Source organism: Pseudomonas sp. PS01270, assembly GCF_029959775.1.
Lineage (GTDB): Bacteria > Pseudomonadota > Gammaproteobacteria > Pseudomonadales > Pseudomonadaceae > Aquipseudomonas > Aquipseudomonas atacamensis.
In genome coordinates this window covers 1-16,302 of sequence record NZ_JASCPT010000120.1, presented here as the reverse complement: position 1 = coordinate 16,302, position 16,302 = coordinate 1, and the positions used below count along the sequence as shown (strand labels likewise).

Annotated in this window: 15 protein-coding genes; 9 read left to right on the top strand and 6 right to left on the bottom strand. The window is 60.7% G+C overall.

All coding sequences use genetic code 11. The annotated features are described in order from the left end of the window. Positions 1-98 precede the first annotated feature (98 nt). Positions 99-998, bottom strand: coding sequence for a LysR substrate-binding domain-containing protein (locus tag QMX86_RS23300; RefSeq protein WP_282387384.1), 900 nt, complete (start codon positions 996-998; stop codon positions 99-101). Between the two features lie 164 nt (positions 999-1,162). Here QMX86_RS23300 and QMX86_RS23295 point away from each other — a divergent pair, with 164 nt between their 5' ends. From QMX86_RS23295 to QMX86_RS23255, 9 genes are all read left to right on the top strand, one after another. Continuing rightward, positions 1,163-2,653 (top strand): aldehyde dehydrogenase family protein, encoded by a 1,491-nt coding sequence (locus tag QMX86_RS23295; protein ID WP_122610372.1) that lies wholly within the window; start codon positions 1,163-1,165, stop codon positions 2,651-2,653. A gap of 197 nt (positions 2,654-2,850) precedes the next feature. Continuing rightward, positions 2,851-4,134: an FAD-binding oxidoreductase gene (locus tag QMX86_RS23290; RefSeq protein ID WP_073471713.1), complete on the top strand. Its 1,284-nt coding sequence runs from the start codon at positions 2,851-2,853 to the stop codon at positions 4,132-4,134. A 368-nt stretch (positions 4,135-4,502) separates the two neighbouring features. Next, positions 4,503-5,636 (top strand): ABC transporter substrate-binding protein, encoded by a 1,134-nt coding sequence (locus QMX86_RS23285; RefSeq protein WP_041480713.1) that lies wholly within the window; start codon positions 4,503-4,505, stop codon positions 5,634-5,636. A 245-nt stretch (positions 5,637-5,881) separates the two neighbouring features. Further along, positions 5,882-6,796 carry a branched-chain amino acid ABC transporter permease gene (locus QMX86_RS23280; protein WP_016771918.1) on the top strand — a complete coding sequence of 305 codons (915 nt, stop codon included), beginning with the start codon at positions 5,882-5,884 and terminating at the stop codon, positions 6,794-6,796. Positions 6,797-6,799: 3 nt separating this feature from the next. Continuing rightward, the gene (gene livM / locus QMX86_RS23275) at positions 6,800-8,101 is read left to right on the top strand and encodes a high-affinity branched-chain amino acid ABC transporter permease LivM (RefSeq protein ID WP_016771917.1); all 1,302 of its coding nucleotides are present in this window, start codon (positions 6,800-6,802) and stop codon (positions 8,099-8,101) included. Further along, positions 8,098-8,970: an ATP-binding cassette domain-containing protein gene (locus tag QMX86_RS23270; protein WP_016771916.1), complete on the top strand. Its 873-nt coding sequence runs from the start codon at positions 8,098-8,100 to the stop codon at positions 8,968-8,970. Before livM ends, QMX86_RS23270 begins: the two co-directional genes overlap by 4 nt. Continuing rightward, positions 8,967-9,683, top strand: coding sequence for an ABC transporter ATP-binding protein (locus QMX86_RS23265; RefSeq protein ID WP_016771915.1), 717 nt, complete (start codon positions 8,967-8,969; stop codon positions 9,681-9,683). Before QMX86_RS23270 ends, QMX86_RS23265 begins: the two co-directional genes overlap by 4 nt. A 745-nt stretch (positions 9,684-10,428) precedes the next feature. After that, complete coding sequence (locus QMX86_RS23260; protein ID WP_016771914.1) at positions 10,429-11,193, top strand: SDR family oxidoreductase; 765 nt, start codon at positions 10,429-10,431, stop codon at positions 11,191-11,193. A 178-nt stretch (positions 11,194-11,371) separates the two neighbouring features. Continuing rightward, positions 11,372-12,277: a cation diffusion facilitator family transporter gene (locus QMX86_RS23255; RefSeq protein WP_073471716.1), complete on the top strand. Its 906-nt coding sequence runs from the start codon at positions 11,372-11,374 to the stop codon at positions 12,275-12,277. A 63-nt stretch (positions 12,278-12,340) separates the two neighbouring features. Here the strand turns inward: QMX86_RS23255 and QMX86_RS23250 are convergent, their stop codons facing one another. The 5 genes from QMX86_RS23250 to ureE form a co-directional block, all read right to left on the bottom strand. Beyond that, complete coding sequence (locus QMX86_RS23250; protein ID WP_151551677.1) at positions 12,341-13,474, bottom strand: AGE family epimerase/isomerase; 1,134 nt, start codon at positions 13,472-13,474, stop codon at positions 12,341-12,343. Between the two features lie 180 nt (positions 13,475-13,654). Beyond that, complete coding sequence (locus tag QMX86_RS23245) at positions 13,655-14,227, bottom strand: HupE/UreJ family protein (RefSeq protein WP_073471720.1); 573 nt, start codon at positions 14,225-14,227, stop codon at positions 13,655-13,657. A 27-nt stretch (positions 14,228-14,254) separates the two neighbouring features. Continuing rightward, positions 14,255-14,869: an urease accessory protein UreG gene (ureG, locus tag QMX86_RS23240; protein WP_071174254.1), complete on the bottom strand. Its 615-nt coding sequence runs from the start codon at positions 14,867-14,869 to the stop codon at positions 14,255-14,257. Positions 14,870-14,893: 24 nt separating this feature from the next. Continuing rightward, entirely contained in the window at positions 14,894-15,568 is a 675-nt protein-coding gene (locus tag QMX86_RS23235) for an urease accessory protein UreF (protein WP_071174255.1), read from the bottom strand. After that, entirely contained in the window at positions 15,565-16,065 is a 501-nt protein-coding gene (gene ureE, locus QMX86_RS23230; protein ID WP_282387820.1) for an urease accessory protein UreE, read from the bottom strand. Before ureE ends, QMX86_RS23235 begins: the two co-directional genes overlap by 4 nt. Positions 16,066-16,302 lie beyond the last annotated feature (237 nt).

The window sequence follows — 16,302 nt, the reverse complement described above, 5'->3', positions numbered from 1 at the left end:
CGCGAAAGCGGTGTGTCAGATAAAGATGATGTGGCTGACCTAACGCTTTCGCGAGCAAGCTCGCTCCCACAAAGGGGCCAAAAAGGGCTAGGTGGATTTCAAGCCGGGCTGTCGATCTGCTCCAGCATCCATTTCACAAAATCCCGCACCTTCGGCACTTCCGCCGCGTGCTCCGGGTAGGCCAGGTAATAGGCATCGCTGCTGGGCATCGCATGCTGCCAGGGTATGACCAGTTTGCCTTCGGCCAATTCCTCTTCCACCAGAAACCGTGGCAGCAGCGCCACGCCACAACCGACCTGGGCGGCGCGGATGCACATGTAAAAGGTTTCGAAACGCGGCCCGTGGTAGCTGTGTTCGGTGTGGTAGCCCTGACTGTCGAACCAGTCGTGCCAGGCCTGCGGTCGCGAGGCATTTTGCAGTAGCACCAGATCAGTGAGTTGCGTCGGGTCAGTGAATGGCGCGTCCGGCAGGCTGCCCGGGGCGCAGACCGGTACCAGTTGTTCGCCGAACAACTTCAGGCATTCGGTGCCCGGACGCGAAGCCTGGCCGAAATAGAAGGCCAGATCGCTGCGCCCCTGCAACAGATCATCGGCTTCCTGTTCGTTGCACAGATCCAGATGAATCGACGGATGGCGCAGGCGCCAGCCTTTCAGGCGCGGCACCAGCCAACGGGCGCCGAAGGTCGAAGGGGTGGAAACGCGCAGGACTTCGGTCTCGCCGCCGTAGGAACGCAGGTAATGGGTCGACATCTCCACTTGGCTGAGGATTTTTCTGACCTCGACCAGATACAAATCCCCGGCCGGCGTCATCTGCAAGCGCCGACGCACGCGGCGGAACAGCAAGTGCTGCAACAGTTCTTCAAGCTGTGCGACCTGTTTGCTCACCGCACTCTGGGTCAGGTTCAGCTCTTCGGCGGCGCGGGTAAAACTCAGGTGCCGGGTCACGGCCTCGAAGCATTGCAGCGCGGTGATCGAGGGCAAGTGGCGTTTGTTCAGCATGGCCAGTCCTTTTTCTTGTCTTTCGCCAGGCAGCATGAATAAACGGAATGATATCTGGCGTAAAGGTCGTTTGTTGCATCGCCGCAGTGAGGCTACAACTAAAGACCTGCCCGGCCATGCGAAAGATGGCCGCACACATTCTGTTTTTGCTTGAGGAGAGACCGATGGTAGCTGCATTGCTTGATCGTCTGGGAGTCAACCCGGCCCTGTACCAGAACGGCAAAGTGCCGGTGCATTCGCCCATCGACGGCAGCGAAATTGCCTCGGTGAACTGGGAAGGCGCTGCCGAAGTCGAGCAACACATCAGTCGCGCAGATCATGCATTCGAGCACTGGCGCAAGGTGCCGGCGCCGCGTCGCGGTGAGCTGGTGCGCCAGTTCGGCGAAGTGTTGCGCGAGTACAAGGCCGACCTCGGCGAGCTGGTGTCGTGGGAGGCCGGCAAGATCACTCAGGAAGGTCTGGGTGAAGTGCAGGAGATGATCGACATCTGCGACTTCGCCGTCGGCCTGTCGCGCCAGTTGTACGGTCTGACCATCGCCTCCGAGCGCCCGGGCCACCATATGCGTGAAACCTGGCATCCGCTCGGCGTGGTCGGCGTCATCAGCGCGTTCAACTTCCCGGTCGCAGTGTGGGCGTGGAACACCACCCTGGCCCTGGTCTGCGGCAACCCGGTGGTGTGGAAGCCATCAGAGAAAACCCCGCTGACCGCGCTGGCCTGTCAGGCGCTGTTTGATCGCGTAGTGAAGAATTTCAGTGATGCCCCGGCAAGCCTGTGCCAGGTTGTGATCGGCGGTCGCGATGCCGGCGAAGCGCTGGTCGATGATCCGCGTGTTGCGCTGATCAGCGCCACCGGCAGCACGCGCATGGGCCGCGAAGTGGCGCCGAAAGTCGCCGCGCGTTTTGCCCGCAGCATCCTTGAGCTGGGCGGCAACAACGCGATGATCCTCGGCCCGAGCGCCGATCTGGACATGGCGGTGCGCGCGATTCTGTTCAGCGCCGTCGGCACCGCCGGGCAACGCTGCACCACCTTGCGCCGTCTGATTGCCCATGAGTCGGTCAAGGAAGAAATCGTCACTCGCCTCAAGGCTGCCTATTCGAAAGTACGCATCGGCCATCCGCTGCAAGGCAATCTGGTCGGCCCGCTGATCGACAGGCACAGCTTCGAAAACATGCAGGATGCGCTGGAACAGGCGCTGAGCGAGGGCGGCCGGGTATTCGGCGGCAAGCGCCAACTGGAAGAGCAATTCCCCAACGCCTACTACGTATCGCCGGCCATCGTGGAAATGCCCGAGCAGAGCGACGTGGTCTGCAGCGAAACCTTCGCGCCGATTCTCTACGTGGTCGGCTACAGCGATTTCGAGGAAGCGCTGCGCCTGAACAACGCAGTGCCGCAAGGCCTGTCATCGTGCATCTTCACCACCGACGTGCGTGAGGCCGAGCGGTTCATGTCGGCGGTCGGCAGCGACTGCGGCATCGCCAACGTCAACATCGGCCCGAGCGGTGCGGAAATCGGCGGCGCCTTTGGTGGCGAGAAAGAGACCGGCGGCGGCCGTGAATCCGGCTCCGATGCCTGGCGCGCGTACATGCGCCGGCAGACCAACACCGTCAACTACTCGCTGGAATTGCCGTTGGCGCAGGGCATTACATTCGACTGAAAGGTGGAGATCCTCTGTAGGAGTGAGCACTGTGGCGAGGGGATTTATCCCCGTTCGGCTGCGAAGCAGTCGCCGCTTTTGAAATTTTGGGGCCGCTCCGCGACCCAGCGGGGCGGTGCGACGTTTCGCTAAATCCCCTCGCCACAGGGGGCTCACTCAGGTTTGTGTGTTTGTTGGGTTTCTGTTGGAGTCTGGCAATGCCGTTACGCGAAGAATGTCTGTGGGAAACGCTCACGCCACAACGCCCGGATAACGCCGCGCTCAGTGGCGAGGTCAAGGTCGATGTCTGTGTGATCGGCGCCGGGTTCACCGGGTTGTCAGCGGCGCTGCATCTGTTGGAAAAAGGCAAAAGCGTCTGCGTGCTGGAAGCGCATCGCGCAGGGCACGGTGGCTCCGGGCGCAATGTCGGGCTGGTCAACGCCGGCATGTGGATTCCTCCGGACGAGATCGAAGCCGGGTTCGGCGAGGCGGTCGGCAGTCAGCTCAACCGCATGCTCGGTGCGGCGCCGGCGCTGGTGTTCAGCCTTGTGGATAAATACGCCATCGATTGCCAGTTGCGCCGCGAGGGCACCTTGCACATGGCGCACAACGCCAAGGGCGAGGCGGATTTGCGCAGTCGCGAGCAGCAATGGAAACGCCGTGGCGCCCCGGTCGAACTGCTCACCGGCAAGGCCTGCGAGCAAGCCACCGGCACGCAGAAAATTGCCGCCGCGTTGCTGGACCGCCGCGCCGGCACGCTCAATCCGATGGCCTATGTCACCGGGCTGGCCAATGCCGTGCGCGGGCTCGGCGGGCAGATGTTCGATCATTCGCCAGTGGCTCGCCTCGAGCGCATCGGGCAGAACTGGTCGGTACAGACCGCCCAGGGTTCGGTGCTCGCCGAACAAGTGGTCATCGCCTCCAACGCCTACACCGAAGGCGACTGGACCGAACTCAAGCGCAATTTCTTTCCCGGTTATTACTATCAGGTCGCCTCGGTGCCGCTCAGCGAAGACGCCGCGCAGGAAATTCTCCCGGGCGGGCAGGGCTCGTGGGACACCCGTCAGGTGTTGAGCAGCATCCGCCGTGACAAGGACGGGCGCCTGTTGCTCGGCAGCCTCGGCAATGGCAACCAGAAACCGACCTGGTTTCTCAAGGCCTGGGCTGATCGGGTACAGCAGCATTACTTCCCCAATCTGAAGCCGGTCGAGTGGGAATGCACCTGGACCGGGCGCATTGCGTTTACTCCTGATCACCTGATGCGCCTGTTCGAACCGGCGCCGGGACTGGTGGCCGTCACCGGTTATAACGGTCGCGGCGTCACCACCGGTACGGTCGTCGGCAAAGCCTTCGCCGATTACCTGTGCAACGGCGATCCGCAGGCACTGCCGATTCCTTTCGCACCGATGCAGCCCTTGGCCGGTGTGGGCTTGCGCAGTTGCCTGTACGAAGCCGGGTTTTCCCTGTATCACGCGGGCCAGTGCCTGCGCATCGTCATTTGAGTGTTGAAATTTGTTGCCGCAAGCGGCGCTTTTGCATCCAGCGACTAGCCTGTAATGGTGCGGGTTGTAGCAGTCCCGCACCAGCAGTGTGCAGTTCGGTGACGCGGGCTGTTACAGGCTGGTTGCACGTCGTTTGCCGCTGCGGTTGCAATGATGGCGCGTGCGGGTTGCGCCTGAAAAAACAAATGGTTTCACCTTCCGCGGTTTAGACGGTTGCACGCCCAATGAAAATGGGACCGAAACAGTCGAAATAACAACAACGCAGCGACTTTTTGAAGAATAAAAAACCGATGGCACGGGCCTTGCTCTGAGCTTTGAGTGAAGTGAAGTCGCAGTGCCAACTAAAAAAAACCTTGGAGCACCACCTCATGTCCCAGACGTTTTACAAGAAAGGCTTTCTGGCCCTCGCAGTCGCTACTGCGCTGGGTGTTTCTGCGTTTGCTCAAGCTGATATCAAGATCGGTGTAGCGGGTCCCATGACCGGTGCCAACGCGGCATTCGGCGAGCAGTACATGAAGGGTGCACAGGCGGCGGCCGATGCGGTCAACGCGGCGGGTGGCGTCAACGGGGAAAAAATCGTTCTGGTCAAAGGCGACGACGCCTGCGAACCGAAGCAGGCAGTGACGGTCGCCAAGGACCTCACCAACCAGAAAGTCGCCGGCGTGGTCGGGCACTTCTGCTCCTCGTCGACCATTCCAGCGTCGGAAATCTACGACGAAGCCGGGATCATCGCGATCACCCCGGGCTCGACCAACCCGCAAGTGACCGAACGCGGCCTGAGCGCGATGTTCCGTATGTGCGGACGTGACGACCAGCAAGGCATCGTTGCCGGCGACTACATCGTCGACATGCTCAAGGGCAAGAAAGTCGTCGTGCTGCACGACAAGGACACCTACGGCCAAGGCCTGGCGGACGCCACCAAGGCTCAGCTGGAAAAACGCGGCGTCAAGCCTGTGCTGTACGAAGGCCTGACCCGTGGCGAGAAAGACTTCAGCACCATCGTCACCAAGATCCGTGGCGCCGGCGCCGATGTCGTCTACTTCGGCGGCCTGCATCCGGAAGCCGGTCCACTGGTTCGCCAGCTGCGTGAGCAAGGCCTGAAAGACGTCAAGTTCATGTCCGATGACGGCATCGTGACCGACGAGCTGGTGACCACCGCTGGCGGCCCGCAATTCACCGACGGCGTGCTGATGACCTTCGGCGCCGACCCGCGCCTTTTGCCTGAAAGCAAGACCGTAGTGGACGCGTTCCGCAAGGCCGGCACTGAGCCTGAAGGCTACACCCTGTACGCCTACGCCTCGGTTCAGACCTTGGCGGCAGCGTTCAATGGCGCGAAGAAAAACGACGGCGAAGCCGCTGCCAAGTGGCTGAAGGCCAACCCGGTGAAAACCGTGATGGGCGAGAAGACCTGGGACGCCAAAGGCGACCTGAAAGTCTCCGACTACGTGGTTTACCAGTGGGACAAGGACGGCAAATACCACCAGCTGGAAAAGCAGAAGTAAGGGCTGAAGCGATCATCTGATCACTACCGAGCCCCTGTGGGAGCGAGCCTGCTCGCGAAGACGCACTGACAAACAACCTCTGCGTTGAATGTTCAACCGCTTTCGCGAGCAGGCTCGCTCCCACAAAGGGGTTCCGTGTGGTCAGGGCTGATCACGCTCCGACATTGCTCCGACGTACATCTGTATTTTTCCTAGAAGAACCGCGCGCCCTTGGCGCGCAGGTTCTCACTGCGTGAGATTGCGTTATGGATGGTATTTTCCTGCAGCAACTGGTCAATGGCCTGACCCTCGGGTCGGTCTATGGCCTGATCGCCATCGGCTACACAATGGTCTACGGCATCATCGGCATGATCAACTTCGCCCACGGCGAGGTTTACATGATTTCCGCTTACCTGGCGGCAATCAGTCTGGCTCTGCTGGCTTACTTCGGTATCGAATCCTTCCCGCTGCTGATGCTCGGCACGCTGATCTTCACCATCGTCGTCACGGCGGTGTATGGCTGGGTCATCGAGCGTGTTGCCTACAAACCCCTGCGTAACTCGACCCGCCTGGCGCCGCTGATCAGCGCTATCGGTATTTCGCTGATTCTGCAGAACTATGCGCAGATCGCTCAGGGCGCCAAACAACAGGGCGTGCCTACGCTGCTGACCGGTGCCTGGCGTGTTGAAGTCGGTACCGGCTTCGTACAACTGACCTACACCAAAGTCTTCATCCTGATCGCCGCGTTCGTCGGCATGGGGCTGCTGACCTACGTCATCAAATACACCAAGCTCGGCCGCATGTGCCGCGCGACCCAGCAAGACCGCAAGATGGCCTCGATCCTGGGGATCAACACCGACCGGGTGATTTCCTATGTGTTCATCATCGGTGCAGCCATGGCGGCACTGGCCGGTGTGCTGATCACCATGAACTACGGCACGTTCGACTTCTATGCCGGCTTCATCATCGGCATCAAGGCGTTCACCGCAGCGGTGCTTGGCGGCATCGGTTCACTGCCCGGCGCGATGCTCGGCGGGATCATCCTCGGCATCTCCGAGTCGCTGTTCTCCGGTCTGGTCAACTCCGACTACAAAGACGTGTTCAGTTTCTCGCTGCTCGTCCTCGTACTGGTCTTCCGGCCGCAGGGCCTGTTGGGCCGTCCTCTTGTGTCGAAGGTGTAAGCGATGTCTGCAACCACTGAAAAATCCATCGATATCAAAAAAAGTCTGGTCGAGGCGATTCTTGCCGGCCTGATTGCGCTGATCGTGTTCGGGCCGATTGTCGGCGTGGTCCTCGACGGCTACAGCTTCAACCTCGAAGCGACCCGCGTGGCGTGGATCATTGCCATCGTCATGGCCGGTCGCTTTGCCCTCAGCCTGTTCCTGCAAACGCCCAAGGGCCTGAAGATCCTCGACGGGTTCGAGAGCAGCGGTTCCGGTGTGCACGTGCTGCCGGCGGACTACAAATCGCGGCTGCGCTGGATCATCCCGCTGATCATTGTGCTGGCGATCATCGTGCCGTTTGTTTCCAACTCCTATTTGCTCGGCGTGGTCATCCTCGGTTTGATCTACGTGTTGCTGGGGCTGGGGCTGAACATTGTGGTCGGTCTGGCCGGGCTGCTCGATCTTGGTTACGTGGCGTTCTACGCCATCGGTGCCTACGGTCTGGCTTTGGGTTATCAATATCTGGGTCTGGGTTTCTGGACGGTGCTGCCGCTGGCGGCAATCACCGCAGGCCTGGCTGGCTGCATTCTCGGTTTCCCGGTGTTGCGTCTGCACGGTGACTATCTGGCGATCGTGACCCTGGGTTTTGGTGAAATCATTCGTCTGGTGCTGAACAACTGGCTGTCGCTGACTGGCGGCCCGAACGGCATGCCGGCGCCACTGCCGACGTTCTTCGGTCTGGAGTTCGGCAAGCGGGCGAAGGATGGCGGGGTGCCGTTTCATGAGTTCTTCGGTCTGACCTACAACCCCGACGTGAAGTATTACTTCATCTACGCAGTGCTGTTCCTGGTGGTGCTGGCGGTGCTGTACGTCAAGCATCGGCTGGTGAAGATGCCGGTCGGTCGCGCGTGGGAAGCGCTGCGTGAAGATGAAATCGCCTGCCGCTCGATGGGTCTCAACCATGTGCTGGTCAAGCTCTCGGCGTTCACCATCGGTGCGTCGACGGCGGGTCTGGCCGGGGTGTTCTTCGCCACCTATCAAGGCTTCGTCAACCCGACCTCGTTTACCTTCTTCGAATCGGCGCTGATCCTCGCCATCGTCGTGCTCGGCGGCATGGGCTCGACCATTGGCGTAGTCATCGCCGCGTTTGTGCTCACCGTCGCTCCGGAACTGCTGCGCGGCTTCGCTGAATACCGCGTGCTGCTGTTCGGCATCCTGATGGTGTTGATGATGATCTGGCGACCACGCGGGCTGATCCGCATCAGCCGCACCGGGGTCAAACCACGCAAAGGTGCCATTCACTACGAGAGGACTGCGCCATGAGTGAAGTCGTACTCTCTGTTGAAAAACTGATGATGCATTTCGGTGGCATCAAGGCGTTGAGCGATGTCAGCCTGAAGGTCAAACGCAATTCGATCTTCGCCCTGATCGGACCCAATGGTGCCGGCAAGACCACGGTGTTCAACTGCCTGACCGGTTTCTACAAGGCCACGGGCGGCAAGATCGAACTCAATGTGCGCGGCCAGCAGACCAACGTCATCCAGTTGCTGGGCGAGTCGTTCAAACCGACCGATTTCGTTTCGCCGAAATCCTTCCTCAGCCGCATGTACTACAAAATGTTCGGCGGTACTCACCTGGTGAACCGTGCCGGTCTCGCCCGTACGTTCCAGAACATTCGCCTGTTCAAGGAAATGTCGGTGCTGGAAAACCTGCTGGTGGCGCAGCACATGTGGGTCAACCGCAACATGCTCGCCGGTATTCTCAACACCAAGGGCTATCGCAAGGCCGAGAGCGATGCGTTGGATGTCGCGTTCTACTGGCTCGAAGTGGTCGATCTGGTCGACTGCGCCAACCGTCTCGCCGGTGAACTCTCGTACGGCCAACAACGCCGTCTGGAAATTGCCCGGGCCATGTGCACGCGGCCGCAGATCATCTGCCTCGACGAACCGGCCGCCGGCCTCAATCCTCAGGAAACCGAAGCGCTCAGCGCGATGATCCGGCTGCTGCGCGACGAGCACGATCTGACCGTGGTGCTGATCGAACACGACATGGGCATGGTCATGAGCATTTCCGATCACATCGTGGTTCTCGACCACGGCATCGTCATCGCCGAAGGCGGGCCGGAAGCGATCCGCAACGATCCGAAAGTGATCGCGGCCTATCTGGGCGCCGACGAAGAGGAGCTGGTATGAGTCAACCGATCCTCGAACTGCGTAATCTGGATGTGTTCTACGGCCCGATCCAGGCGCTCAAAGGCGTTTCACTGCAAATCAACGAAGGCGAGACCGTCAGCCTGATCGGCTCCAACGGTGCCGGCAAGTCGACCCTGCTGATGTCGATCTTCGGCCAGCCACGGGCGGCGGGCGGGCAGATTCTCTATCAGGGCGTCGACATCACGCAGAAGTCCTCGCACTACATCGCCTCCAACGGCATCGCGCAGTCACCGGAAGGGCGGCGGGTTTTCCCCGACATGACCGTCGAGGAAAACCTGCTGATGGGCACCATCCCGATTGGCGACAAGTACGCCAAAGAGGACATGCAGCGCATGTTCGAGCTGTTTCCACGGCTTGAAGAGCGGCGCAATCAGCGGGCGATGACCATGTCTGGCGGTGAACAGCAGATGCTCGCCATCGCCCGAGCGCTGATGAGCCGGCCGAAGCTGTTGCTGCTCGATGAACCGAGCCTGGGTCTGGCACCGATCGTGGTAAAGCAGATCTTCGCCACGCTGCGTGAGTTGGCAAAAACCGGGATGACGATTTTCCTCGTCGAGCAGAACGCCAACCATGCGCTGAAGCTGTCGGACCGGGCGTATGTGATGGTCAACGGCGAAATCCGTCTGACCGGCACCGGTAAAGAGTTGTTGGTGAATGAGGAGGTGCGTAACGCCTATCTGGGCGGGCACTGATTCTTCTCGCGGTTGTACACCGCCCCGGCGACGAGAGTCCCGGGGCTTTTTTATTTTTTGGAATCCACCACAGGTAAATTGGCTAATTCCCAAAATTGTGGAAAACAAATTCCCCAAGCTGCCAAAGCGCGACATATAGACGCTGCAAATGGCTGTTTTTCCACAGTTTTGACTTGTCCCCGGTTGCTGTGGAGCTGGCTGTGAATAACGTGGGTGTATATGGTTGAAGGCCTTGTAATCCGTGGCCTCCAGGCTTGTGGTTGTTTTTTGATCAGTCAGTTTCAAGCAGGCGTGAGGCGCCATTGTCAACCTTTTTATAGTGCATCCGGGTCGGGTACTGTCGTGTGTAAAAGCCTGTGGATAAGTCTGTGACTAAACTCTGGAAAGACCTCGCGGAGCGCCGTAATTGCTGGCCTCGCGCAATCACCCGGTTGCACCGTCCGTCGTGCAAAATGCCCTATGCCGCACATCCCCCGCCTCACGGTCAAGCAAAAAACTTTCCATTTCGCCCGCAAAGCCTTGTGTGGCGTGGCTTTGCGCGTTTGCACTTGCCCCCGGAAACTGTGGAGCAGACTGTGGATAACATGCGTGCACATGGCTACAGGCCACGCTGGCTATGGTCTTGGCAGGTCTGGTTGTTTTTTGTGCAGCTGGCAAGTGTTGCCCGTATCCGCGAGGCCGGGCATGCTGCCTGCTGATTTTCTATTCCAAGGGCTGCCGTGGCGGCCGAAGCAAGGAGAACACGATGTCCGACACCCTGTTTATCACCGGCGCGACGTCCGGTTTTGGTGAAGCCTGTGCCCGGCGTTTTGCCGAGGCTGGCTGGAAGCTGGTCCTGACCGGCCGTCGTGAAGAACGCCTCAATGCCCTATGCGCCGAACTGTCGAAGCAGACCGAAGTGCATGGTCTGGTCCTCGATGTGCGTGATCGCAAGGCGATGGAGGAGGCAATCGCCAACCTGCCGCCGTCGTTCGCCAAACTCCGTGGCCTGATCAACAACGCTGGCCTGGCGCTCGGCGTCGACCCGGCGCCGAAGTGCGATCTGGATGACTGGGACACCATGGTCGACACCAACGTCAAAGGCCTGATGTACGCCACCCGCCTGCTGCTGCCTCGGCTGATCGCCCACGGCCGTGGCGCCGGTATCGTCAACCTCGGTTCCATCGCCGGCAACTATCCGTACCCGGGCAGCCACGTGTACGGCGCGAGCAAAGCCTTCGTCAAACAGTTCTCGCTGAACCTGCGTTGCGATTTGCAGGGCACTGGCGTGCGGGTCAGCAACATCGAACCCGGCCTGTGCGAAAGCGAGTTCTCGCTGGTGCGTTTCGCCGGTGACCAGGAACGCTACAACGCCACTTACGCTGGCGCCGAGCCGATCCAGCCGCAGGACATCGCCGAGACGATTTTCTGGGTGATGAACACCCCGGCGCACATCAACATCAATAGCCTGGAACTGATGCCGGTGAGCCAGACCTGGGCCGGGTTTGCCATCGAGCGAAACAAGGCTTGATACCGCGTTGAGGCCATTCGCGAGCAGGCTCGCTCCCACATTGGACATGCATTTTTCCCTGTGGGAGCGAGCCTGCTCGCGAAAGGGCCGGCACAGGCAAAACAGGACGATAAGCTAAACTCCTCATTCAACCATCAGGCCGCACCCCGCGGCGCTCAAGGTTTCATGAGGAGTTCAAGTGAGTAACCGAGGTGAGCAGGCACTGCTCAAACAGTCGACGCTGCTGATGCTGGCGGTGTCGATTGCCGGGATCGTCACCGGTTTTGTTTCAGGTTCGCAATCCATCCTGTTCGATGGCTTTTTTTCGCTGATCGCGACGTTCATCAAAATCCTGATGCTGATCACCGCCCGGCTGATTGCCAAGCAAAGCAATCAGCGTTTCCAGTTCGGCTTCTGGCATCTGGAGCCGATGGTGCTGCTGATCGAGGGCAGCTTCCTGCTGTTGATCGCGATCTATGCGTTTCTCAACGGTGTGTTCGGCATCATCAATGGTGGCCGTGATATCGAGTTGGGTCTGGTGATCGTCTACGCGGCGGTATTCACCGTCGTCGAGTTCGCCTACTTCTTCTACGTGCGTCAGCGCAATCGCACGCTCAAATCCAGCCTCATCCAGTTCGACAACATCAGTTGGCTGGTCGACGCGATGCTCTCGGTGGGGTTGTTGATCAGTTTCCTCGCCGCGCTGCTGCTCAAGTCCCAGGGCTATGGCGAGTGGGCGGTGTATGTCGACCCGCTGATCCTGATCGTGCTGGCGCTGACCATGCTGCCCCCGGCGTTGAAGATCCTCGGCCCGGCATTGCGTGATGTGCTGGGAATCGCCCCGGATACTCTGGATGAGCAGGTCAGGCAGGTCATGGAGGTGGCGAAGGTCGAGCATGGTTTCGACGATTACGTGTCCTACGTGCAAAAGCACGGTCGGGCGCGGTTCATCGAAATTCATGTGGTGTTGCCGGCGGATTATCCGCTGCGCAATGTCGCGCAGCTGGATGCGCTACGTGAGCAGATATCGGCGCAGTTGGGTGAACCGGATGCGGCGAGGTGGCTGACGATCAGCTTCACCGGGGACAAGAAGTGGATTGCCTGATCTGATCCGGATGTCTGCTGAGAACACAGTAACCCTCTAGCCCCAAATCCTGCTTTGCACGGGTCAGCGAAGATATTCAGCCAGTCCGCTATAACAAGTCGCCAAATGATAAGGCGTAGTCGAAGGCATGTCCTTGCGGCTGACCTCTCCATTCTCATCGCGACACTCATGCCAGCCGCCGGCATGCAGAAACCGCTGCTGCAACGCCTGCAACTGGCGCAGCACCACCGCTTCGCTGTCCGCCCGCAAGGTCAGCGCACGCAGGTATTCGGCCTGAGCCCAGATGCGCTGGGTCGAATCCCTCGGCCGTCCATTGCCATCCAGATCGAGCATCGCCCGTACCGCGCCGCAGGACTCCAGCACGCCGTACTGCTCGGTGAAGGCAAATGCCCGATCCAGCGCCCGGTGCAGTTTCGAATCGCGCAACAGCGCCGACGATTGGAGCAGGAAATACCATTCGAACTGGTGCCCCGGCTCGTACCAGTTATCCACAGCGCCCAGCGGCTTCTCCATCAACACGCCATATTGCGGATCGACGAATTGCTTGTGCATGGCTGTGCATAACTCAAGCAGGGCCTTCTGCGTTTGCGGGTCTTCACGCACGGCGAGGGTCGCCAGAAAAGCTTCGGCCAGATGCATCAGCGGATTTTGCAGTGGCCCGGTTTGCAGGGTGAGCCAGTCACGCTCAAGGCAGGCTTCGTACAAACCGTCGCCGGTGGCGAATCGGCGGCCGATGATTTCCAGCGCGGCGTTCAATGTCGACTCGGCCAGCGAATCCCGGGACTTGTCCCAGTAATGCGCGCAGGCGAACAGGATGAAGGCGTGGGTGTAGAGATCCTTGCGCTGGTCCAGCGGCTTGCCCTGTGCGTCGATGCTGTAGAACCAGCCGCCATGCTCGGCATCGTGGAAGTGCCGTTGCAGGGAACGGAACAGCGCGGCGGCGCGGACTTCGGCGTTATCCACAACCCCGATCAGGCTGGAGAACAGATACAGCTGGCGTGCGCAGGCCATCGCCCGATAGCGTTGCGCTGGCAACGGCTGGTGTGTAGCGTCCAGCGCCTCATAGGGCAACGCCATGTCGGCATTCCAGCCCGGGCCTTGCCACAGCGGCACGATCACGTCGAGGAAGTGCTGCTGCACTTGGCCAAACAGGGCGGTCAATTCGGGCAGGGCGGTGGAGCGGGAAGCGTGGGGCATGGGCGGGCGTCACGGGCTGGGGCGATTGCGCGACATGGTAGCAGAGAGCACCGCTTGAGAGAGGCGGTGTCTGTCAGGCCGTCTTCGCGAGCAGGCTCACTCCCACAGTGGATTTGCAGCGAACACAAAACCTGTGGGAGCGAGCCTGCTCGCGAAGAGGCCAGTGCAGGCGCTAAACAATCAGCCTGCCAACAACCACACCCCAGTCGCCGCCGAAGCCGCACCCGCCAACCGCACCAGCGGCGCCGCTGCCTGCGGAAGAAATCGCACCACGCCATAACCGAGTGCATGCAACACCGCCGTCGCGGCCACAAACCCGGCCGCATACGCCCACGGGCTGCTCATTTCCGGCAGCTCCAGCCCATGCGCCACGCCATGGAACAGCGCAAACAGCGCCGTCGCTGCCACCGCCATCACCAGCGGTGGACGTACCGCCAGTGCCACTGCCAGTCCCAGCGCCAATACCGAAGCAGCAATCCCGCTTTCCAGCGCCGGCAACTCCAGCCCTTCAAAACCGAGCAAACCTCCGAGCAACATCGTGCCGACAAAAGTGCACGGCAGCGCCCAGCGCGCCGCGCCTTGTTGCTGCGCCGCCCACAAACCGACGGCGAGCATTGCCAGCAAGTGGTCGAGCCCGCCGATCGGGTGGCTGATGCCCGCGACGAGGCCGCTGTCGCCATGCCCCGGATGAGCGAACGCCAGTGCCGGTGTCAGCAGCAACGCCAGAGCGCCAAAAATGCGTTTGAGTGTCATGGATAAGCTTCCTTGTGGATAAGTGGATTAGGCGGCGGTCAGCAGGCCCTGGCGTTCGATGAAAGCGATGATTTCTTCGAGACCCTGACCGGTTTTCTGGTTGCTGAACACGAACGGCTTGCCGTTGCGCATGCGTTTGGTGTCGCTGTCCATCATTTCCAGCGAGGCGCCCACCAGTGGCGCGAGGTCGATCTTGTTGATCACCAGCAGGTCGGACTTGCAGATCCCCGGGCCGCCCTTGCGCGGCAGCTTGTCGCCGGCGGAGACGTCGATCACGTAGATGGTCAGATCCGACAGCTCCGGGCTGAAGGTCGCCGAGAGGTTGTCGCCGCCGGACTCCACCAGAATCAGATCCAGCCCGGGAAAACGACGGTTCAGTTGGTCGACCGCTTCAAGGTTGATCGAGGCGTCTTCGCGGATCGCCGTGTGCGGGCAGCCGCCGGTTTCCACGCCGATGATCCGCTCCGGCGCGAGGGCTTCGTTGCGCACCAGGAAATCGGCGTCTTCGCGGGTGTAGATGTCGTTGGTGACCACGGCGAGGTTGTAGCGCTCGCGCAGGGCCAGGCATAGGGCGAGTGTCAGCGCAGTTTTGCCGGAACCGACCGGGCCGCCGATGCCGACGCGCAGAGGTTGTGTGTTCATGTGATTCTCCAAAGTAGACGGGCCCTAGGAACGGAACAGACGGCTGTACTGGCGCTCATGGGCCATGCACGCCAGGGATAGGCCAAACGCGGCGCTGCCGATGTGTTCGGGATTTATGCGGGTTGCATCGTGCTGCGCCTGTTGCAGCAGCGGCAGCAGTTCGCTGGTCAGGCGCTGGGCGGCTTGCTGGCCCAGCGGCAGGGTTTTCATCAACACGGCGAGCTGGTTTTCCAGCCAGCTCCACAGCCACGCGGCAAGAGCGTCCTGCGGGCTGATGCCCCAGGCGCGTGCCGCCAGTGCCCAGCACAAGGCCAGGTGCGGTTCTGTGGTCTGGTCAAGAAAGTCGCGGGCGGGCGCATCGAGTTCCGGCAAACCGTTCAACAACTGCTGCAAGGAGTAACCCATCTGCCGGCTCTCCAGATGCAACTCACGGGTTTCGCGACTGGCGCGGTGGCTCTCGCAGAGTTGTCGTAATTCGGCCCAGTTTTCATCTGCTGCGGCTTGGCAATGCGCCAACAGCAGCGGCGCTTCGAAGCGGGCGAGATTGAGCAGCAGTTGATCGCTGATCCAGCGGCGGGCGGCGTCAGGGTTGTGGACCCGGCCGTTATCCACCGCCATTTCCAGACCCTGGGAATAGCTGTAGCCGCCAATCGGCAGTTGCGGACTGGCCAGACGCAGCAGCGCCCAGGCCGGATTCACAGGCGCACGCCGAACTGATGGAGTTTCGGCGCGTAGTTGAAGTCTTCGTCACCGTGGCGGGAATGATGATGGCCGCCACCGTAGGCGCCGTGTTCCGGCTGGAACGGCGCTTCGATGGCCTCGACCTGTGCGCCGAGCTGTTCGAGCATCGCTTTGAGCACGTAATCGTCGAGCAGGCGCAGCCAGCCGTCGCCGACTTGCAGGGCGACGTGGCGGTTGCCGAGGTGATAGGCCGCGCGCGTCAGTTCGAACGCATTGGCGCACGTGACGTGGAGCAGTTGTTCGGGACGGGCGCAGACGCGCACGACACGGCCGTCTTCGGCCTGCAGACATTCGCCGTCATACAGCGGTGGCTGGCCGCGCTCCAAAAACAACCCGACGTCTTCGCCTTCGGCACTGAAACAGCGCAAACGGCTTTTGCTGCGCGCTTCGAAGGTCAGGTGCAGCTCGGCGGCCCAGGCGGATTGAGGGTCGATTCTGCGATGAATCACCAGCATCGGAAAGCTTCCAGCAATGAACGTTGATTGGGCTAGAGCAAGCGCCGCGCCAATCGGGCGATCTGTAGGAAATAGCTGTCGGCGCGCGCCTGATCTTTCAACAGGCGCGGCGATTCTGGAAGGTTTTGGTGCATGAAGGATTTGTCATGCACCAAAGCGAGGCCATGACGGATGTTCAATGTGGGAGCGAGCCTGCTCGCGAATGCGCCGTGTCAGACAGATGTATTCAGCTGACTC